Below are 20,243 nucleotides of genomic sequence, written 5' to 3'. Positions count from 1 at the left end.
AGGCCGAAAAATGACTGACTACCTGTTACTGTTTGTCGGAACTGTACTGGTCAATAACTTTGTACTGGTCAAGTTTCTCGGTCTCTGTCCGTTTATGGGGGTTTCCAAAAAACTGGAAACCGCGATGGGCATGGGGCTGGCAACAACGTTTGTGATGACGCTGGCGTCTATTTGCGCCTGGCTTATCGATACGTGGATTTTGATCCCACTTAATCTGATTTACCTGCGCACCCTGGCATTTATTCTGGTGATTGCTGTGGTCGTGCAGTTCACCGAGATGGTGGTGCGCAAAACCAGCCCGGTGCTTTACCGTCTGCTGGGGATTTTTTTGCCGCTTATCACCACCAACTGTGCAGTGCTCGGCGTGGCGTTGCTGAATATCAATCTCGGGCACAATTTCTTGCAGTCGGCGCTGTACGGTTTTTCCGCCGCTGTCGGTTTCTCGCTGGTGATGGTGCTCTTCGCCGCCATCCGCGAACGCCTTGCTGTGGCTGATGTCCCGGCACCTTTTCGCGGTAATGCCATTGCGTTAATTACCGCAGGTCTTATGTCTCTGGCCTTTATGGGCTTTAGTGGTTTGGTGAAGTTGTAATGAATGCTATCTGGATTGCCGTTGCCGCCGTGAGCCTGCTGGGCCTGGCGTTTGGCGCCATTCTGGGTTATGCCTCCCGCCGTTTTGCGGTGGAAGACGATCCGGTCGTTGAGAAAATTGACGAAATCTTACCGCAGAGCCAGTGTGGTCAGTGCGGTTATCCCGGCTGTCGCCCCTACGCGGAAGCCATCAGCTGTAACGGTGAAAAAATCAACCGTTGCGCCCCAGGTGGCGAAGCTGTGATGCTAAAAATTGCCGAGTTGCTTAATGTCGAGCCGCAGCCGCTGGATGGCGAAGCGCAAGAGATAACGCCTGCGCGGATGGTGGCGGTTATTGATGAAAATAACTGTATTGGCTGCACTAAATGTATTCAGGCGTGTCCGGTAGACGCCATCGTTGGCGCTACCCGTGCCATGCATACGGTAATGAGTGATCTCTGTACGGGCTGCAATTTATGTGTTGATCCGTGCCCGACGCACTGCATCTCGTTGCAACCGGTCGCAGAAACACCTGACTCCTGGAAATGGGATCTGAACACCATTCCCGTGCGTATCATTCCCGTGGAACACCATGCTTAAGTTATTCTCTGCATTCAGAAAAAATAAAATCTGGGATTTCAACGGCGGCATCCATCCACCGGAGATGAAAACCCAGTCCAACGGTACACCCCTGCGCCAGGTACCCCTGGCGCAGCGTTTTGTTATTCCACTGAAACAGCATATTGGCGCTGAAGGTGAGTTGTGCGTTAGCGTCGGCGATAAAGTATTGCGCGGCCAGCCGCTTACCCGTGGTCGCGGCAAAATGCTGCCTGTTCACGCGCCCACCTCGGGTACCGTTACGGCTATTGCGCCCCACTCTACGGCTCATCCTTCAGCTTTAGCTGAATTAAGCGTGATTATTGATGCCGATGGTGAAGACTGCTGGATCCCGCGCGACGGCTGGGCCGATTATCGCACTCGCAGTCGCGAAGAGTTAATCGAGCGCATACATCAGTTTGGTGTTGCCGGGCTGGGCGGTGCAGGATTCCCGACAGGCGTTAAATTGCAGGGTGGCGGAGATAAGATTGAAACGTTGATTATCAACGCGGCTGAGTGCGAGCCGTACATTACCGCCGATGACCGTTTGATGCAGGATTGCGCGGCTCAGGTCGTAGAGGGTATTCGCATTCTTGCGCATATTCTGCAGCCACGCGAAATTCTTATCGGCATTGAAGATAACAAACCGCAGGCGATTTCCATGCTGCGCGCGGTGCTGGCGGACTCTAACGATATTTCTCTGCGGGTGATTCCAACCAAATATCCTTCTGGCGGTGCTAAACAATTAACCTACATTCTGACCGGGAAGCAGGTTCCACATGGCGGGCGTTCATCCGATATCGGCGTATTAATGCAAAACGTCGGCACTGCTTATGCAGTGAAACGTGCCGTTATTGATGGCGAGCCGATTACCGAGCGTGTTGTAACCCTGACTGGCGAAGCAATCGCTCGCCCGGGCAACGTCTGGGCACGGCTGGGGACGCCAGTGCGTCATTTATTGAATGATGCCGGATTCTGCCCCTCTGCCGATCAAATGGTGATTATGGGTGGCCCGCTAATGGGCTTTACCTTGCCATGGCTGGATGTCCCGGTCGTAAAGATTACCAACTGTCTGTTGGCTCCCTCTGCCAATGAACTTGGCGAACCACAGGAAGAACAAAGCTGCATCCGGTGTAGCGCCTGTGCTGACGCCTGCCCTGCGGATCTTTTGCCGCAACAGTTGTACTGGTTCAGCAAAGGTCAGCAACACGATAAAGCTACCACGCATAACATTGCTGATTGCATTGAATGTGGGGCTTGCGCGTGGGTTTGCCCGAGCAATATTCCCCTGGTGCAATATTTCCGTCAGGAAAAAGCTGAAATTGCGGCTATTCGTCAGGAAGAAAAGCGCGCCGCAGAAGCCAAAGCGCGTTTCGAAGCGCGCCAGGCTCGTCTGGAGCGCGAAAAAGCGGCTCGCCTTGAACGACATAAGAGCGCAGCCGTTCAACCTGCAGCCAAAGATAAAGATGCGATTGCTGCCGCTCTGGCGCGGGTGAAAGAGAAACAGGCCCAGGCTACACAGCCTATTGTGATTAAAGCGGGCGAACGCCCGGATAACAGTGCAATTATTGCAGCACGGGAAGCCCGTAAAGCGCAAGCCAGAGCGAAACAGGCAGAACTGCAGCAAACTAACGACGCAGCAACCGTTGCTGATCCACGTAAAACTGCCGTTGAAGCAGCTATCGCCCTCGCCAAAGCGCGCAAGCTGGAACAGCAACAGGCTAATGCGGAACCAGAAGAACAGGTCGATCCGCGCAAAGCCGCCGTCGAAGCCGCTATTGCCCGTGCCAAAGCACGCAAGCTGGAACAGCAACAGGCTAATGCCGAGCCAGAACAACAGGTCGATCCGCGCAAAGCCGCCGTCGAAGCCGCTATTGCCCGTGCCAAAGCACGCAAGCTGGAACAGCAACAGGCTAATGCCGAGCCAGAACAACAGGTCGATCCGCGCAAAGCCGCCGTCGAAGCCGCTATTGCCCGAGCCAAAGCGCGCAAACGGGAACAGCAACCGGCTAATGCGGAGCCAGAAGAACAGGTTGATCCGCGCAAAGCTGCCGTCGAAGCGGCTATTGCACGCGCCAAAGCACGCAAGCTGGAACAGCAACAGGCTAATGCGGTACCAGAAGAACAGGTTGATCCGCGCAAAGCGGCAGTTGCCGCGGCTATTGCCCGCGCTCAGGCCAAAAAAGCCGCCCAGCAGAAGGTTGTAAACGAGGACTAAATGGTATTCAGAATAGCTAGCTCCCCTTATACCCATAACCAGCGCCAGACATCGCGCATTATGCTGTTGGTGTTGCTCGCAGCCGTGCCAGGAATCGCAGCGCAACTGTGGTTTTTTGGTTGGGGTACTCTCGTTCAGATCCTGTTGGCATCGGTTAGTGCTCTGTTAGCCGAAGCTCTCGTACTCAAACTACGCAAGCAGTCGGTAGCCGCAACGTTGAAAGATAACTCAGCATTGCTGACAGGCTTATTGCTGGCGGTAAGTATTCCCCCCCTCGCGCCATGGTGGATGGTCGTGCTGGGTACGGTGTTTGCGGTGATCATCGCTAAACAGTTGTATGGCGGTCTGGGGCAAAACCCGTTTAATCCGGCAATGATTGGTTATGTGGTCTTACTGATCTCCTTCCCTGTGCAGATGACCAGCTGGTTACCGCCACATGAAATTGCGGTCAACATCCCTGGTTTTATCGACGCCATACAGGTTATTTTCAGCGGACATACCGCCAGTGGTGGTGATATGAACACACTACGCTTAGGTATTGATGGCATTAGTCAGGCGACACCGCTGGATACATTTAAAACCTCTGTCCGTGCCGGTCATTCGGTTGAACAGATTATGCAATATCCGATCTACAGCGGTATTCTGGCGGGCGCTGGTTGGCAATGGGTAAATCTCGCCTGGCTGGCTGGCGGCCTGTGGTTGCTATGGCAGAAAGCGATTCGCTGGCATATTCCCCTCAGCTTCTTAGTAACGCTGGCGTTATGCGCAACGTTGGGCTGGTTGTTCTCACCAGAAACACTGGCAGCACCGCAAATTCATCTGCTGTCTGGTGCGACCATGCTCGGCGCATTCTTTATTTTGACTGACCCGGTTACCGCTTCTACGACCAATCGTGGTCGTCTTATTTTCGGCGCGCTGGCGGGCTTATTAGTCTGGTTGATCCGCAGTTTCGGCGGCTATCCTGACGGCGTGGCTTTTGCCGTCCTGCTGGCGAACATCACGGTTCCTCTGATCGATTACTACACGCGTCCGCGCGTCTACGGCCATCGCAAAGGGTAAACCATGCTGAAAACTATCCGAAAACACGGCATTACGTTGGCGCTATTTGCAGCGGGTTCAACAGGGTTAACTGCGGCCATCAACCAGATGACCAAAACGACGATTGCTGAACAGGCCAGTCTGCAACAAAAGGCGTTATTTGATCAGGTGCTGCCAGCCGAACGCTATAACAATGCGCTGGCACAGAGTTGCTATCTGGTAACTGCGCCAGAGTTAGGTAAAGGTGAGCATCGGGTTTACATCGCCAAACAGAATGACAAACCGGTAGCCGCCGTTCTGGAAACAACCGCGCCAGATGGCTATTCCGGTGCGATTCAGCTGCTGGTGGGAGCCGATTTTAACGGCACGGTACTTGGCACGCGCGTGACAGAGCACCACGAAACGCCAGGGCTTGGCGATAAAATCGAACTGCGCCTTTCTGACTGGATCACCCATTTTGCGGGTAAAAAAATCAGTGGTGCGGATGATGCGCATTGGGCGGTGAAGAAAGATGGTGGTGATTTCGACCAGTTCACCGGCGCAACGATTACTCCCCGCGCGGTGGTTAATGCGGTAAAACGCGCCGGATTGTACGCTCAGACGTTACCGTCACAACTTTCTCAACTTCCTGCCTGTGGAGAATAAAGCGTGAGCGAAATTAAAGACGTTATTGTTCAGGGGTTGTGGAAAAACAACTCTGCGCTGGTCCAGCTGCTCGGCCTCTGTCCGCTATTGGCGGTCACGTCCACTGCCACTAACGCTCTGGGTTTAGGACTTGCGACTACGCTGGTACTGACGCTGACTAACCTGACCATTTCGACGCTGCGTCACTGGACGCCAGCCGAGATCCGCATTCCCATTTACGTGATGATCATCGCCTCGGTGGTCAGCGCTGTACAGATGCTGATCAACGCCTACGCCTTTGGCCTGTATCAATCATTAGGGATTTTTATTCCGCTGATTGTCACTAACTGTATCGTGGTGGGCCGCGCTGAAGCCTTCGCCGCCAAAAAAGGTCCGGCGCTTTCGGCACTGGACGGCTTTTCAATTGGTATGGGCGCAACCTGCGCCATGTTCGTGCTGGGTTCACTACGCGAAATTATCGGCAATGGCACGTTGTTTGACGGTGCAGATGCGCTGTTAGGTAGCTGGGCAAAAGTATTACGCGTGGAGATTTTCCACACCGACTCCCCTTTCCTGCTGGCGATGCTGCCACCAGGTGCATTTATTGGCCTGGGACTGATGCTGGCAGGAAAATACCTGATTGATGAAAGAATGAAAAAGCGCCGTGCTGAAGCAGCTGCAGAACGTGCATTGCCAAACGGTGAAACAGGGAATGTCTGATGAATAAAGCAAAACGCCTGGAGATCCTCACTCGCCTGCGTGAGAACAATCCTCATCCCACCACCGAGCTTAATTTCAGTTCGCCTTTTGAATTGCTGATTGCCGTACTGCTTTCCGCTCAGGCGACCGATGTCAGTGTTAATAAGGCGACGGCGAAACTCTACCCGGTGGCGAATACGCCTGCAGCGATGCTTGAACTGGGCGTTGAAGGGGTGAAAACCTATATCAAAACGATTGGGCTTTATAACAGCAAAGCAGAAAATATCATCAAAACCTGCCGTATCTTGCTGGAGCAGCATAATGGCGAGGTTCCGGAAGATCGTGCTGCGCTTGAAGCCCTGCCCGGCGTAGGTCGTAAAACAGCCAACGTCGTATTAAACACTGCATTCGGCTGGCCGACTATTGCTGTCGACACGCACATTTTCCGCGTTTGTAATCGTACTCAATTTGCGCCGGGGAAAAACGTCGAACAGGTAGAAGAAAAGCTACTGAAAGTGGTTCCGGCAGAGTTTAAAGTCGACTGCCACCATTGGTTGATCCTGCACGGGCGTTATACCTGCATTGCCCGCAAGCCCCGCTGTGGCTCTTGTATTATTGAAGATCTTTGTGAATACAAAGAGAAAGTTGACATCTGAAGAAAAGGGGTAACACCGATTACCCCATTGATAACCTTTCTTTATCCTCTTTTAAAACATCTTTTTAACGTCAATGATGCCATTGCTTAGCGTTATCATCAGGTAATCCGTTTGCGGATAACCAAAAATGCAGGTTAATTGTTTTTTTAATAGCGAAATTTTCTATTCATTCGTGATCAAGATCACGATGCTGTCGCAATGTAAAAACATTGCAAGAATCAGGTTAAAATCATTTAAATTTACACACGCAACAAATATTGACCTACAAAACATTACACTGGCTATTTTTCAGAAACTGGACTATCTCACTAGTAAAAACGCTAAATAGCAGAACATATCGCCGTTAAGCCATCACCCCCTCTCAGTGCAGTGAAAAAATCTGCCGTTACGTTTTTTGAAAAATTTAACGCTGGATAACATTTCCCGGAATGGTTGAATTCCCCGCCTCAGTTATATGTAACAGATTATTACAAAGGACTTGTCTGAAAGTGCAAGATAGTGAACATTACCTGCCGTTTCCCCTCCCACTATAACAATTGCGCGTATGTTTTTTATACATAACGCGAGAAAGCCCCCCCGTTAATATGGGATGTAAAAAAAGAGGTAAAAGTGTCCACTGCAAACCAAAAACCAACTGAAAGCGTCAGTTTGAACGCTTTCAAACAACCGAAGGCGTTCTATCTCATCTTCTCGATTGAGTTATGGGAACGTTTTGGTTATTACGGCCTACAAGGAATTATGGCTGTTTACCTGGTTAAACAACTGGGTATGTCTGAAGCGGATTCAATCACCCTTTTCTCTTCCTTTAGTGCCCTGGTTTATGGTCTGGTCGCTATCGGCGGCTGGTTAGGTGACAAGGTACTGGGTACTAAACGCGTAATTATGCTCGGCGCTATTGTGCTGGCGATTGGTTATGCTCTGGTTGCCTGGTCTGGTCACGACGCCGGTATCGTTTATATGGGTATGGCGGCTATTGCGGTCGGTAACGGCCTGTTTAAAGCTAACCCGTCTTCTCTGCTTTCTACATGCTATGAGAAAAACGACCCGCGTCTGGACGGTGCATTCACCATGTACTACATGTCCGTCAACATCGGCTCTTTCTTCTCTATGATTGCTACGCCGTGGCTGGCCGCGAAATACGGCTGGAGTGTTGCGTTTGCGTTGAGCGTTGTAGGCCTGCTGATCACTATCGTTAACTTCGCCTTCTGCCAACGCTGGGTTAAACAGTACGGTTCAAAACCAGACTTCGAGCCTATCAACTACCGTAACCTGCTGCTGACCATTATTGGTGTTGTGGCACTGATCGCTATCGCCACCTGGCTGCTGCACAATCAGGAAGTTGCGCGTATGGCGCTGGGCGTTGTTGCCTTCGGTATCGTGGTTATCTTCGGTAAAGAAGCCTTCGCGATGAAAGGTGCTGCGCGTCGTAAAATGATCGTTGCCTTCATCCTGATGCTCGAAGCCATTATCTTCTTCGTGCTGTACAGCCAGATGCCAACGTCACTGAACTTCTTTGCGATTCGTAACGTTGAGCACTCCATTCTGGGTCTGGCCGTAGAACCTGAGCAGTATCAGGCACTGAACCCGTTCTGGATCATCATCGGTAGTCCGATTCTGGCCGCTATCTATAACAAGATGGGCGATACCCTGCCGATGCCAACCAAGTTTGCAATCGGCATGGTGATGTGTTCTGGTGCGTTCCTGATTCTGCCGCTGGGTGCGAAATTCGCGTCTGACGCTGGTATCGTGTCTGTAAGCTGGCTGGTCGCAAGCTATGGCCTGCAGAGCATCGGGGAACTGATGATCTCTGGTCTGGGTCTGGCAATGGTTGCTCAACTCGTTCCGCAGCGTCTGATGGGCTTCATTATGGGTAGCTGGTTCCTGACCACTGCCGGTGCAAACCTGATTGGTGGTTATGTTGCGGGTATGATGGCTGTGCCGGATAACGTTACCGATCCGCTGATGTCACTGGAAGTCTATGGTCGCGTATTCTTGCAGATTGGTGTCGCTACTGCCGTTATTGCAGTACTGATGCTGCTGACCGCGCCGAAACTGCACCGCATGACGCAGGATGACGCTGCAGACAAAGCGGCGAAAGCAGCCGTAGCGTAAAATTCAGGGAAACTCTTTTACAAGCCGCTAACTTTTCGTTAGCGGCTTTTTTTTTGTTCAGCAACGCACTACCATACTTTAAACCACAGACAAAAGGAGTTACCGATGAAATTGTTCTACAAACCGGGTGCCTGCTCTCTCGCTTCCCATATCACCCTGCGTGAGAGCGGAAAGGATTTTACCCTCGTCAGTGTGGATTTAATGAAAAAACGTCTCGAAAACGGTGACGATTACTTTGCCGTTAACCCTAAGGGGCAGGTGCCTGCATTGCTGCTGGATGACGGTACTTTGCTGACGGAAGGCGTAGCGATTATGCAGTATCTTGCCGACAGCGTCCCCGACCGCCAGTTGCTGGCACCGGTAAACAGTATTTCCCGCTATAAAACCATCGAATGGCTGAATTACATCGCCACCGAGCTGCATAAAGGTTTCACACCTCTGTTTCGCCCTGATACACCGGAAGAGTACAAACCGACAGTTCGCGCGCAGCTGGAGAAGAATCTGCAATATGTGAACGAGGCACTGAAGGATGAGCACTGGATCTGCGGGCAAAGATTTACAATTGCTGATGCCTATCTGTTTACGGTTCTGCGCTGGGCATACGCGGTGAAACTGAATCTGGAAGGGTTAGAGCACATTGCAGCATTTATGCAACGTATGGCTGAACGTCCGGAAGTACAAGACGCGCTGTCAGCGGAAGGCTTAAAGTAATAGCCATCGGCCCACAGGTCGTTGTGGGCCGAAATGAGATATTTCAGAGCTTTGTTGCGCTGAAGTAATGTTCTGGTTTGGCAATACGATCCTGAGCAGCCACCACTTGCAGCTCATATTCCTGCATTGCTTTGGTGGTCACCATGATTTCGTAGACTGCAGCGGTCACATGTTCCAGCGCCTCCTGCAGCGTTGCCCCCTGAAGCAGTTTCACCAGCAGTAAACCGCTCGTCACATCACCAACACCTACCGGCTGGCGCATACCAAAATCCACCAGCGGACGGCTGATATGCCAGGCTTCATCGGCGGTGACCAGCAGCATTTCAAAACGGTCACGGCTGTAGCCAGCTCGCGCCAGGTGTTTAACCAACACAATTTGTGGCCCTTGCGCAATGAGTTCGCGCGCTGCCAGAACCGCTTCTTCGACGTTATTTACCGCATGCTCACAGAGTATTTCCAGCTCAACCAGATTTGGCGCAATGATATCGCTGGCAGGCAAACCGTGCCGCACATGAAACTCTGCGACACCCGGTGCAACGATACAGCCTTTTTCCGGATGACCCATTACCGGATCGCAAAAATATTTCGCCTGCGGATTCGCGGCTTTCACCTGACGGACGATACCGAGGATATGTTCACCCTGCTCCGCCGATCCCAGATAGCCACTTAATACGGCATCACAGGTGTGTAATTTATCAATGGCGGCAATGCCTTGCACAATTTCGGTTAAATGGCTGGGCGGCATCACGCAGCCAGTCCATTTGCCGTATTGGGTGTGATTAGAAAATTGAACGGTGTTCAGCGGCCAGACGTTCGCGCCCAGGCGGCGCATCGGAAACTCTGCCGCACTGTTACCCGCATGACCATAAACAACGTGAGACTGGATAGCGAGAATATTTTTCATCATGTTCCCTGTATAAAAACCAGGGGGAGTGATTTCTCACTCCCCCTTTCCACTTAATGCATTATTTCCAGCAAATCAGACAGTAATTCTTTTTACCGCGACGCAGTAAGGTAAAACGACCAAACAGACGATCTTCTTCTTTAAAGAAGTATTCAGGATCGGACTGTTTTTCACCGTTAATGGTGATGGCATTGGAGGCGATAGTTTTACGTGCCTGACCACGGGAAGGTTGCAGTTCAGAATCGACCAGTGCCTGCATCAGGTCTGCGCCCTTTTCCATCTCAACCATCGGTACGCCGTCCTGCGCCAGCTGTTCGAAGTCCGCTTCACTCAGCGCACTCAAGGAACCGCTGAACAGGCATTCGGTAATACGTTTTGCCGCCTGCAAACCTTCTTCACCGTGAACCAGACGGGTCACCTGCTCCGCCAGTACATACTGGGCGCGCGGTGCTTTACCGCTGTTTTTATCTTCTTCTTCCAGGGCGTTGATCTCTTCAATGCTCATAAAGGTGAAGAACTTCAGGAAGCGGTAAACGTCGGCATCCGCAGTGTTGATCCAGAACTGGTAGAATTTGTACGGGCTGGTTTTCTTCGGATCCAACCAGACTGCGCCGCCTTCAGTTTTACCAAATTTGGTGCCATCTGCTTTGGTGATCAGCGGAACGGTCAGGCCAAACACCTGATTCTGATGCAGACGACGGGTCAGGTCGATACCAGAAGTGATGTTACCCCACTGATCAGAACCACCAATTTGCAGCACCACACCGTACTGTTTGTTCAGACAGGCGAAGTCATAACCCTGCAACAGGTTGTAGGAAAACTCAGTGAACGAAATCCCCTGATCTTCACGGTTGAGACGCTGCTTAACCGCTTCTTTGTTGATCATCTGGTTAACGGAGAAGTGTTTGCCAATATCGCGCAGGAAGGTCAGCACATTCATATTGCCGAACCAGTCATAGTTGTTCGCCGCGATAGCAGAGTTTTCTCCACAGTCGAAATCGAGGAACGGGGCAACCTGCTTACGGATTTTGTCCACCCACTCCTGAACAGTTTCTTCAGTGTTCAGCTTACGCTCGGCAGCTTTGAAGCTCGGGTCGCCAATCAGACCCGTCGCGCCGCCTACCAGCGCAACCGGCTTGTGGCCCGCCTGCTGGAAGCGTTTCAGGCATAACAATGGAACAAGATGCCCCAAATGCAAGCTGTCAGCGGTAGGATCGAAGCCGCAATAGAGCGCGATCGGGCCTTGCGCCAGTCGCTCTGCTAACGCTTCCTCGTCCGTCACCTGGGCTACCAGCCCCCGCTCTTGCAATTGTTTAATCAAGTTACTGCTTGCCATCAAAATCTCCATGTATATAACGACTGCACCTTTGCCGGTACACGACTTTTCGCCAGATGCGAAAGAGACATAGAATAAAGTGCCAGAATCAGGAGTACCAGCGATTAAAGCAAGATTTTTGCATCTTTTCAGGGTGCAAGACGATCAATCTTCCACGCATCATTTTCACGCTGGTACAAAAAGCGGTCATGCAGGCGATGCTCACCACCCTGCCAGAACTCAATCTGTTCAAGGCTGACGCGAAAACCGCCCCAAAAGCTCGGCAATGGCACTTCGCCCTGTTGAAACTTCTGCTTCAGCTCCAGGAATTTACTTTCAAGGATACCGCGGGCAGAAATGCGACTGGACTGCTTCGAAACCCATGCACCAATCTGGCTATCACGCGGGCGGCTATGAAAATATTTCATCACTTCGAGAGTCGAAAGTCGTTCTGCTTTACCGATCACCATCACCTGGCGCTCAAGGGTATGCCACGGGAACAGCAGGCTAACGCGCGGATTATTTTCGATTTGATGTGCTTTACGGCTGCCGAGGTTGGTGTAAAACACCATGCCTTTTTCGTCGTAATGTTTGAGTAAAACGATGCGCTGATAAGGCTGACCATGTTCATCCACGGTAGCGACCACCATCGCGGTAGGGTCCGCCAGTTTGGCTTCACAAGCCTGAGAGAGCCAACGTTCAAAAAGGGTTAATGGATCGGCGGGAAGATCGCGGCGGCGTAACCCGCCTTTGGTGTATTCACGGCGCAGATGCGCGATTTGCTGCAATTCGTCGTTATCAGACATGGTTTTCTTTACGGATTGTCAGTGGGTGACGCTATTGTGCGCCGCCCCTGGAAAAATCTCAACGCTGTGGATTTTGTAACTGACAGTTATTCAAGACGATGCGGTCGCGTTTATAGACAGTCGCTTCATCGCCTTTCGACCAGAAAACATAGATTCCGTCAGTGTAACGCGCGCCAGAGGCTGAAATGCCCTGTTTGAGATGCAGTAGTTGATTATCGTAAACAAAACTGACCTCCTGGCGCGGATTATTCAGTTTGACCGTCAACGGTTTTTCATCACACTGGTATTCCAGCGTAGCGGTTTGCATGCGCTCAACCAGCTGATTAAAGGCGCTACAGCCGGAGAGAAGGACCGGCAAAATGATAATTAACAGTTTTTTCATAGTCATATCCCGAAGACTTTCCTGGTCTGGAGGGCAATACGCCCTCCCTAACGTTCCAAGTGTAACGGCAGACGCGGTAAGAAAAATTCAGTTAACTCTGATATCACGGGTTAGCGGGGAAAATAGCCCCCAGTACCGTCTCCTGGCTTGCGCCAGTGACGGAAGGCAGATTTCCTGGTAATCCCGCCAGCGTCCGCCAGGCAAGCCAGGCGAAAGCCAATGCTTCCATGTCATCGCCACTAATGCCAACGGCATCGGTGGTGGTGACTTCTGTGCCTGGCAGTAATGCCGCCAGACGCGCCATGAGTAGCGGATTACGACTACCTCCACCACATACCATCAATCGTTCGCAGCCACCGCTCAACAAAACTTGTTCAGAAATGGTCACGGCGGTGAGTTCTGCCAGTGTCGCCTGCACATCTCGGGGATCAACACCCGGAAAATGGCGCAAATGGCGCTCCAGCCAACCATAGTTAAAGTATTCGCGTCCGGTGCTTTTCGGTGCAGGTTGCGAGAAATACGGGTCGCTGAGCATATTTTGCAGCAGTGGGAGAATAACTTTACCCGCCCGTGCCCACTCGGCATCTTTATCGTAAGGTTTACCGGCCTGACGCCAGATCCAGGCATCCATCAGCATGTTACCAGGACCGGTATCGTAGCCCCCAACCGGCTGCCCAGGAATGAGCAGTGACAGATTGGCGATGCCGCCAATATTGAGCACCATTCGTCGCTCGGTTGGGTGAGCCAGCAGCGCATGATGGAACGCAGGTACCAGCGGTGCGCCTTGTCCTCCCAAGGCAATATCGCGACGGCGAAAATCACCGACAACCGTAATTCCGGTGCGTGCCACAATTTGATTGTTATCGCCAATCTGTAAAGTGTGTGGTGCCACGCCCGTCGGTTCATGCCAGACGGTTTGACCGTGACAACCGATCGCAACTATATCTCTTGCCTGCAGATTTTGTTCCTTAAGCAAGGCATTGACCGCATCAGCAAAAAGTCGCCCGAGTTGAGTATCAAGCTGTCCAAACTGCGAAAGTGTAAGCTGCTGGCCCTGGCAAATATCCAGTACAGCCTGTTTCAGAGATACCGGGATCGGCCAACTCAAACTTGCCAGCTGTGCGACCCGGTGTTCATCAATTGTCGCCAACACAACATCAACACCATCAAGGCTGGTGCCTGACATAACGCCAATAAAGCGGCCCGATTTCATAGTTCATCCTTTTTCAATCTGACGTTTGCGCACCACTCAAACATAAACTTTTCGTGAATACCATGCGGAATGACCGATTTTTACCGTTGGTAGTAAAACATTATCTTCAAATCAATAATCATCATGAATGTTTTGTTTATAATTGGTTGATCCTACTTTCATTATGATTTGCTCATATTTGGTAGAACATGTAACCATGGATTCACATATGCCATATACTTTGACCATGAGGGATGCTTGCGTGGCGTTTCATGGTGAACAGGAGATTTTTCAATGATTAAACGCGTATTGGTTGTTTCAATGGTAGGTCTGTCTCTTGTCGGTTGTGTTAATAACGACACCCTGTCAGGGGATGTTTATACCGCTTCTGAAGCGAAACAAGTACAGAATGTCAGCTATGGCACCATCGTTAACGTACGTCCGGTACAGATTCAGGGCGGTGATGATTCCAACGTTATCGGTGCAATTGGCGGTGCTGTTCTTGGTGGTTTCCTGGGGAATACTGTTGGTGGCGGAACCGGGCGTTCTCTGGCTACTGCAGCAGGCGCTGTTGCAGGTGGCGTAGCTGGTCAGGGCGTACAGAGTGCAATGAACAAAACGCAGGGTGTCGAGCTGGAAATTCGTAAAGACGATGGTAATACCATCATGGTGGTACAGAAACAAGGCAACACTCGTTTCTCTCCGGGCCAACGTGTCGTACTGGCCAGCAATGGCAGTCAGGTGACCGTTTCTCCGCGCTAAATAAGTTTGCGTGTGGTCAGGTTACTGACCACACGCCCCCTTCATTTCACCCTTTGGCCTGTAACTCAATGATATTATGCTCAAGTTTTGCGATGAGCGTAATCAGTTGTTCCAGTTCCTCTGCGGAGATGCCATGTAATATTTCCGCGCGGGTTTTGTTAATAACAGCTTCCATTTCGCTGATCAGTGGCTCTGCCTTTTCCGTCAGTTTAATACGTTTAGCCCGACGATCGCTGGCACAAGTTTGACGCGAAATTAACCCTTTTTCTTCCAGTTGGTCCAGAGTACGGACCAGTGATGGCTGCTCGATGCCAATCGCTTTTGCCAGTTGAATTTGCGACTGGTCTGGAGGTAACTGATGGATATTGTGTAACGTAACCCAATGGGTTTGTGTTAACTCCAGCGGTTTCAGGCGATGGTCTATCAGAGCACGCCATATGCGCACCAACCGTGCCAGATCAGAACCTAGTGGCGATTCCAATTTCATCTCCTTATAATTAGCTTGCTAAGATATTATGCGGCTTTTAGAATAGTGTGCAGCAATTGTATTGCTAAAACAAATGTATTGCTGCATTTGGTTACCGTCAGACATATTTTTCAGAAATTGCGCGTAAATTTTTCGCACTTAAAGAATATTTATTAATCTAACGCAATATATTCGGTCGTAAAGGAATCTACTTTGTGAAGTTTATGCTCAATGCAACAGGATTGCCCTTACAAGATCTGGTGTTCGGTGCGTCCGTCTACTTTCCTCCGTTTTTCAAAGCCTTCGCGTTTGGATTCGTCATCTGGCTTGTCGTACACCGCCTGCTTCGTGGCTGGATCTACGCCGGTGACATCTGGCATCCCTTGTTAATGGATTTATCGCTGTTTGCGATTTGCGTTTGCCTTGCTCTGGCAATACTGATTGCGTGGTAACTATGTCAATTAAAACAATTAAGTATTTCTCAACAATCATTGTAGCGGTAGTTGCGGTTCTTGCCGGATGGTGGCTGTGGAATTATTACATGCAATCTCCGTGGACACGCGACGGGAAAATACGCGCAGAACAGGTTTCTATCACCCCACAGGTGTCGGGACGTATTGTTGAGCTGAATATAAAAGACAACCAGCTGGTTAACGCGGGGGATCTTCTGCTCACGATCGATAAAACGCCCTTTCAGATCGCCGAGCTGAACGCACAGGCTCAGCTGGCGAAAGCGCAATCTGACCTCGCAAAAGCCAATAACGAAGCGAATCGTCGTCGTCATCTCTCACAAAATTTTATTTCTGCCGAAGAACTCGATACCGCTAACCTCAATGTTAAAGCGATGCAGGCCAGTGTTGATGCCGCACAGGCGACGCTGAAACAGGCACAATGGCAACTGGCGCAAACGGAAATTCGCGCCCCGGTGAGTGGATGGGTGACTAACCTTACTACCCGCATCGGCGATTACGCTGATACCGGGAAACCGCTGTTTGCCCTTGTCGACAGCCACTCGTTTTACGTCATTGGTTATTTTGAAGAAACCAAGTTGCGCCATATCCGCGAAGGTGCACCAGCACAAATTACCCTCTATAGTGATAACAAAACGTTACAGGGTCACGTTTCCAGTATCGGTCGGGCGATTTATGATCAGAGCGTTGAAAGTGACTCAAGCCTTATTCCGGATGTTAAACCTAACGTCCCCTGGGTTCGACTCGCCCAACGCGTTCCCGTCCGCTTTGCGCTGGATAAAGTCCCAGGCGATGTCACGTTGGTGTCGGGCACCACCTGTAGCATTGCCGTAGGTCAATAATGAACGCATCGTCATGGTCCTTGCGCAATTTGCCCTGGTTCAGGGCCACGCTGGCGCAATGGCGTTATGCGTTACGCAATACCATTGCCATGTGTCTGGCGCTGACGGTTGCCTATTATTTAAATCTGGATGAACCCTATTGGGCGATGACCTCGGCTGCAGTGGTTAGCTTTCCCACCGTTGGCGGTGTTATCAGCAAAAGCCTCGGACGCATCGCTGGCAGTTTGCTCGGAGCCATTGCGGCACTGCTTCTTGCCGGGCATACGCTCAATGAGCCGTGGTTTTTTCTATTGAGCATGTCGGCGTGGCTTGGCTTTTGTACCTGGGCCTGTGCGCACTTCACGAATAACGTCGCGTATGCATTTCAACTGGCGGGCTACACGGCTGCCATCATCGCCTTTCCGATGGTTAATATTACTGAGGCCAGCCAGCTGTGGGATATCGCTCAGGCGCGCGTTTGCGAGGTGATTGTCGGCATTTTGTGCGGCGGCATGATGATGATGATCCTGCCTAGCAGTTCCGATGCTACAGCCCTTTTAACCGCATTGAAAAACATGCACGCCCGACTACTTGAACATGCCAGTTTACTCTGGCAGCCTGAAACAACCGATGCCATTCGTGCAGCACATGAAGGGGTGATTGGGCAGATACTGACCATGAATTTGCTGCGTATCCAGGCTTTCTGGAGCCACTATCGTTTTCGCCAGCAAAACGCGCGCCTTAATGCGCTGCTCCACCAGCAATTACGTATGACCAGTGTCATCTCCAGCCTGCGACGTATGTTGCTCAACTGGCCCTCACCGCCAGGTGCCACACGAGAAATTCTCGAACAGTTGCTGACGGCGCTCGCCAGTTCGCAAACAGATGTTTACACCGTCGCACGTATTATCGCCCCGCTACGCCCGACCAACGTCGCCGACTATCGGCACGTCGCCTTCTGGCAGCGACTACGTTATTTTTGCCGCCTTTATCTGCAAAGTAGTCAGGAATTACATCGTCTGCAAAGCGGTGTAGATGATCATACCAGACTCCCACGGACATCCGGCCTGGCTCGTCATACCGATAACGCCGAAGCTATGTGGAGCGGGCTGCGTACATTTTGTACGTTGATGATGATTGGCGCATGGAGTATTGCTTCGCAATGGGATGCCGGTGCCAATGCATTAACGCTGGCAGCAATTAGCTGCGTACTCTACTCCGCCGTCGCAGCACCGTTTAAGTCGTTGTCACTTCTGATGCGCACGCTGGTGTTACTTTCGCTATTCAGCTTTGTGGTCAAATTTGGTCTGATGGTCCAGATTAGCGATCTGTGGCAATTTTTACTGTTTCTCTTTCCACTGCTGGCGACAATGCAGCTTCTTAAATTGCAGATGCCAAAATTTGCCGCATTGTGGGGGCAACTGATTGTTTTTATGGGTTCTTTTATCGCTGTCACTAATCCCCCGGTGTATGATTTTGCTGATTTTCTTAACGATAATCTGGCAAAAATCGTTGGCGTCGCGTTGGCGTGGTTAGCGTTCGCCATTCTGCGTCCAGGATCGGATGCTCGTAAAAGCCGCCGCCATATTCGCGCGCTGCGCCGGGATTTTGTCGATCAGCTAAGCCGCCATCCAACACTGAGTGAAAGCGAATTTGAATCGCTCACTTATCATCACGTCAGTCAGTTGAGTAACAGCCAGGATGCGCTGGCTCGCCGTTGGTTATTACGCTGGGGTGTAGTGCTGCTGAACTGTTCTCATGTTGTCTGGCAATTGCGCGACTGGGAATCGCGTTCCGATCCGTTATCGCGAGTACGGGATAACTGTATTTCACTGTTGCGGGGAGTGATGAGTGAGCGTGGCGTTCAGCAAAAATCACTGGCGGCCACACTTGAAGAATTACAGCGGATTTGCGACAGCCTTGCCCGTCATCATCAACCTGCCGCCCGTGAGCTGGCGGCAATTGTCTGGCGGCTGTACTGCTCGCTTTCGCAACTTGAGCAAGCACCACCGCAAGGTACGCTGGCCTCTTAATTACTTAATTACACCACAGGCATAGCGTTCACCGCCACCGCCCAGCGGTTTAGGTTGATCGGACATATTATCGCCGCCAACGTGGACCATCAGCGCTTTGTCTTTGATTTCATCCAGTGATTTCAGACGAGGCGCGATGACGGCATCGGTAGCTTTGCCGTCATTATTGACGACCAGTGCAGGCAGATCGCCTAAATGCCCGGCACCTTCTGGCCCTTCATGTTTACCGGTATTTTGTGGATCAAGATGCCCGCCTGCGGATTCCGCGGCGCTGGCTTTGCCATCTTTGGTGGCTGGCTGGCAGCTTCCTTTGGCATGAATATGGAAGCCATGTTCACCGGGGGGTAATGCTTTCAGATCGGGCGAAAACTCCAGACCTTTATCGGTTTCAGTAATGGTGACGCTACCAATTGACTGCCCTACCCCTTGCGACGTGACGAGGTTCATCTCGACTTTTTCACTGGCAGCTTGTGCGCCGGTTGCAACAACCAGCGCCAGAATAGCCAGACTAAAACGTTTCATAGGACCTCCGTTCATTGTGCATTCCTGAATAAGTGTAAACCAGTGACACATTTTTGAACGGCGGCTATTCCTAAAAGTGCTTACGGTACGTCGTACCCCAGTGCCGCTTTACGGATACGAAACCATTGTTGACGGGTCATTTTCAGTGTTTCTGCTTCGACAGCTGCCCGTACGCGCTCAATTTTACCTGAACCGATAATTGGCAGCGGCTGCGATGGTAAACGTAATACCCAGGCGTAAACCACCTGTTCAATCGAGCCCGCGTTTAACTCCTCTGCCACCACAGCCAGTTCATCACGCAGCGGCTGGAAATAATCATCATTAAACAGACGACCACCACCAAGGCAGGACCACGCCATCGGACGAACACGCAGTTGTTGTAGTTGGTCGAGCGTGCCATCCAGCAGTAACGGCTGATGCACCGGGGATATTTCCACCTGATTAGTGGCAAGGGTAAACGGCAGACGTGATTGCAACAGGGCAAATTGCGCAGGCGTAAAGTTCGATACGCCAAAATGACGCACTTTGCCGCTCTGATGCAGATGTTTGAACGCGTCCGCCACTTCATCGGCATCCATTAACGGGTCTGGTCGGTGGATTAACAGCAAATCCAGATGATCGGTCGCGAGATTAATTAGCGACTGTTCGGCGCTCTTAATGATGTGATCGCGGTCAGTGATGTAATGACCAATGACGTTTTCTTCACGCGCGGTCGTCGCGATACCGCATTTACTGACGATTTCCATCCGTTCACGCAGGTGAGGTGCCAGTTTCAGTGCCTCGCCAAACGCCGCTTCGCACTGATAGCCACCATAAATATCAGCATGGTCCACGGTGGTCACGCCGAGATCCAGATGCTCTTCAATAAAACTGACCAGCTGGCGGGCGGACATATTCCAGTCCATCAATCGCCAGTAGCCCATCACAAAACGGGAAAACTCCGGGCCTTGCGGCGCAATAGTAATACGCTGAACCATAATCGCTTCCTCTTATCAGATATGAGAGGAGTATACGCAAGATTAGGTTCAAAAGAGTGATGGTTGCTCCGGTTCGTCTGATGACGCTGGCTTATTTGCGCGTAATTTGCGCATTAATCGCTGCCGACAAAGGCGCAGCACCTCTTGTTTTTCGCCATCGCTCATTTTATTCCAGTTAAAACGCTCATCACGACTACGAAAACAGCCGCGACAAAACCCGCGTTCGTCAGACTGGCAAATTCCCCGGCACGGGCTCTGGACGGGAAAGAACTCTAATTGCTCCGCCACTTCGCCCTCCTCAGATAAGATTATTACCATTATTGAAGCTGTTAATGTCCAAAGTAGCAACTTTGCTTGCACTAGACCGA

The 20,243-nt window shown here is 51.2% G+C and carries 22 protein-coding genes; 13 read left to right on the top strand and 9 right to left on the bottom strand.

Annotation, left to right across the window (positions count from 1 at the left end; translation table 11 throughout):
- Positions 1-10: 10 nt before the first annotated feature.
- The 9 genes from rsxA to gstA all read left to right on the top strand — a co-directional run bounded on the left by rsxA (position 11) and on the right by gstA (position 9,225).
- Entirely contained in the window at positions 11-592 is a 582-nt protein-coding gene (gene rsxA / locus ACU8XX_RS11245; RefSeq protein ID WP_000133193.1) for an electron transport complex subunit RsxA, read from the top strand.
- Positions 592-1,170, top strand: coding sequence for an electron transport complex subunit RsxB (gene rsxB / locus ACU8XX_RS11240; RefSeq protein ID WP_000991805.1), 579 nt, complete (start codon positions 592-594; stop codon positions 1,168-1,170). The genes rsxA and rsxB overlap by 1 nt, the downstream gene beginning before the upstream one ends.
- Positions 1,163-3,385: an electron transport complex subunit RsxC gene (gene rsxC, locus ACU8XX_RS11235; RefSeq protein ID WP_240765504.1), complete on the top strand. Its 2,223-nt coding sequence runs from the start codon at positions 1,163-1,165 to the stop codon at positions 3,383-3,385. Before rsxB ends, rsxC begins: the two co-directional genes overlap by 8 nt.
- Positions 3,386-4,444, top strand: a complete 1,059-nt coding sequence (gene rsxD, locus ACU8XX_RS11230) for an electron transport complex subunit RsxD (protein ID WP_000231922.1) — start codon at positions 3,386-3,388, stop codon at positions 4,442-4,444.
- A 3-nt stretch (positions 4,445-4,447) separates the two neighbouring features.
- Positions 4,448-5,068 carry an electron transport complex subunit RsxG gene (gene rsxG, locus ACU8XX_RS11225; RefSeq protein WP_000920802.1) on the top strand — a complete coding sequence of 207 codons (621 nt, stop codon included), beginning with the start codon at positions 4,448-4,450 and terminating at the stop codon, positions 5,066-5,068.
- A 3-nt stretch (positions 5,069-5,071) separates the two neighbouring features.
- Entirely contained in the window at positions 5,072-5,767 is a 696-nt protein-coding gene (gene rsxE, locus ACU8XX_RS11220) for an electron transport complex subunit RsxE (protein WP_001289652.1), read from the top strand.
- Positions 5,767-6,402 (top strand): endonuclease III, encoded by a 636-nt coding sequence (gene nth, locus ACU8XX_RS11215; protein WP_001030339.1) that lies wholly within the window; start codon positions 5,767-5,769, stop codon positions 6,400-6,402. The genes rsxE and nth overlap by 1 nt, the downstream gene beginning before the upstream one ends.
- A gap of 609 nt (positions 6,403-7,011) precedes the next feature.
- The gene (gene dtpA, locus ACU8XX_RS11210; protein WP_000100932.1) at positions 7,012-8,514 is read left to right on the top strand and encodes a dipeptide/tripeptide permease DtpA; all 1,503 of its coding nucleotides are present in this window, start codon (positions 7,012-7,014) and stop codon (positions 8,512-8,514) included.
- Between the two features lie 105 nt (positions 8,515-8,619).
- Complete coding sequence (gene gstA, locus ACU8XX_RS11205) at positions 8,620-9,225, top strand: glutathione transferase GstA (RefSeq protein ID WP_161402177.1); 606 nt, start codon at positions 8,620-8,622, stop codon at positions 9,223-9,225.
- Between the two features lie 43 nt (positions 9,226-9,268).
- Here the strand turns inward: gstA and pdxY are convergent, their stop codons facing one another.
- The 5 genes from pdxY to anmK all read right to left on the bottom strand — a co-directional run bounded on the left by pdxY (position 9,269) and on the right by anmK (position 13,845).
- Positions 9,269-10,132, bottom strand: a complete 864-nt coding sequence (gene pdxY, locus ACU8XX_RS11200; RefSeq protein WP_001307229.1) for a pyridoxal kinase — start codon at positions 10,130-10,132, stop codon at positions 9,269-9,271.
- A 58-nt stretch (positions 10,133-10,190) separates the two neighbouring features.
- Positions 10,191-11,465 (bottom strand): tyrosine--tRNA ligase, encoded by a 1,275-nt coding sequence (gene tyrS, locus ACU8XX_RS11195; RefSeq protein ID WP_001295400.1) that lies wholly within the window; start codon positions 11,463-11,465, stop codon positions 10,191-10,193.
- Between the two features lie 128 nt (positions 11,466-11,593).
- Complete coding sequence (gene pdxH / locus ACU8XX_RS11190; RefSeq protein ID WP_001282319.1) at positions 11,594-12,250, bottom strand: pyridoxamine 5'-phosphate oxidase; 657 nt, start codon at positions 12,248-12,250, stop codon at positions 11,594-11,596.
- Positions 12,251-12,308: 58 nt separating this feature from the next.
- A complete protein-coding gene (gene mliC / locus ACU8XX_RS11185) occupies positions 12,309-12,638 on the bottom strand; it encodes a C-type lysozyme inhibitor (RefSeq protein WP_000178042.1) in 330 nt (109 codons plus the stop codon).
- 97 nt (positions 12,639-12,735) lie between these two features.
- Complete coding sequence (gene anmK, locus ACU8XX_RS11180) at positions 12,736-13,845, bottom strand: anhydro-N-acetylmuramic acid kinase (RefSeq protein WP_000835077.1); 1,110 nt, start codon at positions 13,843-13,845, stop codon at positions 12,736-12,738.
- Positions 13,846-14,118: 273 nt separating this feature from the next.
- On the opposite strand from anmK, the gene slyB reads away from it, so the two are divergent.
- Positions 14,119-14,586 carry an outer membrane lipoprotein SlyB gene (slyB, locus tag ACU8XX_RS11175; RefSeq protein ID WP_000597196.1) on the top strand — a complete coding sequence of 156 codons (468 nt, stop codon included), beginning with the start codon at positions 14,119-14,121 and terminating at the stop codon, positions 14,584-14,586.
- A gap of 46 nt (positions 14,587-14,632) precedes the next feature.
- Here the strand turns inward: slyB and slyA are convergent, their stop codons facing one another.
- Positions 14,633-15,067: a transcriptional regulator SlyA gene (slyA, locus tag ACU8XX_RS11170; protein WP_001296943.1), complete on the bottom strand. Its 435-nt coding sequence runs from the start codon at positions 15,065-15,067 to the stop codon at positions 14,633-14,635.
- Positions 15,068-15,267: 200 nt separating this feature from the next.
- On the opposite strand from slyA, the gene ACU8XX_RS11165 reads away from it, so the two are divergent.
- The 3 genes from ACU8XX_RS11165 to ACU8XX_RS11155 are packed head-to-tail and all read left to right on the top strand — an operon-like array spanning position 15,268 to position 18,376.
- A complete protein-coding gene (locus tag ACU8XX_RS11165; RefSeq protein ID WP_000670998.1) occupies positions 15,268-15,504 on the top strand; it encodes a DUF1656 domain-containing protein in 237 nt (78 codons plus the stop codon).
- Positions 15,505-15,506: 2 nt separating this feature from the next.
- Complete coding sequence (locus ACU8XX_RS11160) at positions 15,507-16,364, top strand: efflux RND transporter periplasmic adaptor subunit (protein ID WP_001300356.1); 858 nt, start codon at positions 15,507-15,509, stop codon at positions 16,362-16,364.
- Positions 16,364-18,376, top strand: a complete 2,013-nt coding sequence (locus tag ACU8XX_RS11155) for an FUSC family protein (protein WP_000994333.1) — start codon at positions 16,364-16,366, stop codon at positions 18,374-18,376. The genes ACU8XX_RS11160 and ACU8XX_RS11155 overlap by 1 nt, the downstream gene beginning before the upstream one ends.
- Here ACU8XX_RS11155 and sodC read toward each other — a convergent pair whose 3' ends face one another.
- The 3 genes from sodC to ACU8XX_RS11140 form a co-directional block, all read right to left on the bottom strand.
- Positions 18,377-18,898, bottom strand: a complete 522-nt coding sequence (gene sodC, locus ACU8XX_RS11150; protein ID WP_001296937.1) for a superoxide dismutase [Cu-Zn] SodC — start codon at positions 18,896-18,898, stop codon at positions 18,377-18,379.
- An 80-nt stretch (positions 18,899-18,978) separates the two neighbouring features.
- Positions 18,979-19,875 (bottom strand): aldo/keto reductase, encoded by an 897-nt coding sequence (locus ACU8XX_RS11145; RefSeq protein WP_000250656.1) that lies wholly within the window; start codon positions 19,873-19,875, stop codon positions 18,979-18,981.
- Positions 19,876-19,923: 48 nt separating this feature from the next.
- On the bottom strand, positions 19,924-20,163 hold the full coding sequence (locus ACU8XX_RS11140) for a DUF1289 domain-containing protein (RefSeq protein ID WP_000840481.1): 240 nt from the start codon (positions 20,161-20,163) through the stop codon (positions 19,924-19,926).
- Between the last annotated feature and the right edge of the window lie 80 nt (positions 20,164-20,243).

The sequence above is a fragment of the Escherichia sp. MAL-1 genome, assembly GCF_052948035.1.
This window is presented reverse-complemented; position numbering and strand designations above follow the sequence as displayed.

Bases quoted from the DNA above. Each gene is read 5' to 3' on its own strand.
- gstA (WP_161402177.1), top strand. From the start codon at position 8,620: ATGAAATTGTTCTACAAACCGGGTGCCTGCTCTCTCGCTTCCCATATC.
- slyB (WP_000597196.1), top strand. From the start codon at position 14,119: ATGATTAAACGCGTATTGGTTGTTTCAATGGTAGGTCTGTCTCTTGTC.
- anmK (WP_000835077.1), bottom strand. From the start codon at position 13,845: ATGAAATCGGGCCGCTTTATTGGCGTTATGTCAGGCACCAGCCTTGAT.
- rsxC (WP_240765504.1), top strand. From the start codon at position 1,163: ATGCTTAAGTTATTCTCTGCATTCAGAAAAAATAAAATCTGGGATTTC.
- ACU8XX_RS11160 (WP_001300356.1), top strand. From the start codon at position 15,507: ATGTCAATTAAAACAATTAAGTATTTCTCAACAATCATTGTAGCGGTA.
- ACU8XX_RS11155 (WP_000994333.1), top strand. From the start codon at position 16,364: ATGAACGCATCGTCATGGTCCTTGCGCAATTTGCCCTGGTTCAGGGCC.
- sodC (WP_001296937.1), bottom strand. From the start codon at position 18,898: ATGAAACGTTTTAGTCTGGCTATTCTGGCGCTGGTTGTTGCAACCGGC.
- rsxD (WP_000231922.1), top strand. From the start codon at position 3,386: ATGGTATTCAGAATAGCTAGCTCCCCTTATACCCATAACCAGCGCCAG.
- nth (WP_001030339.1), top strand. From the start codon at position 5,767: ATGAATAAAGCAAAACGCCTGGAGATCCTCACTCGCCTGCGTGAGAAC.
- mliC (WP_000178042.1), bottom strand. From the start codon at position 12,638: ATGACTATGAAAAAACTGTTAATTATCATTTTGCCGGTCCTTCTCTCC.
- ACU8XX_RS11145 (WP_000250656.1), bottom strand. From the start codon at position 19,875: ATGGTTCAGCGTATTACTATTGCGCCGCAAGGCCCGGAGTTTTCCCGT.
- tyrS (WP_001295400.1), bottom strand. From the start codon at position 11,465: ATGGCAAGCAGTAACTTGATTAAACAATTGCAAGAGCGGGGGCTGGTA.
- pdxY (WP_001307229.1), bottom strand. From the start codon at position 10,132: ATGATGAAAAATATTCTCGCTATCCAGTCTCACGTTGTTTATGGTCAT.
- rsxB (WP_000991805.1), top strand. From the start codon at position 592: ATGAATGCTATCTGGATTGCCGTTGCCGCCGTGAGCCTGCTGGGCCTG.
- pdxH (WP_001282319.1), bottom strand. From the start codon at position 12,250: ATGTCTGATAACGACGAATTGCAGCAAATCGCGCATCTGCGCCGTGAA.
- rsxA (WP_000133193.1), top strand. From the start codon at position 11: ATGACTGACTACCTGTTACTGTTTGTCGGAACTGTACTGGTCAATAAC.
- rsxG (WP_000920802.1), top strand. From the start codon at position 4,448: ATGCTGAAAACTATCCGAAAACACGGCATTACGTTGGCGCTATTTGCA.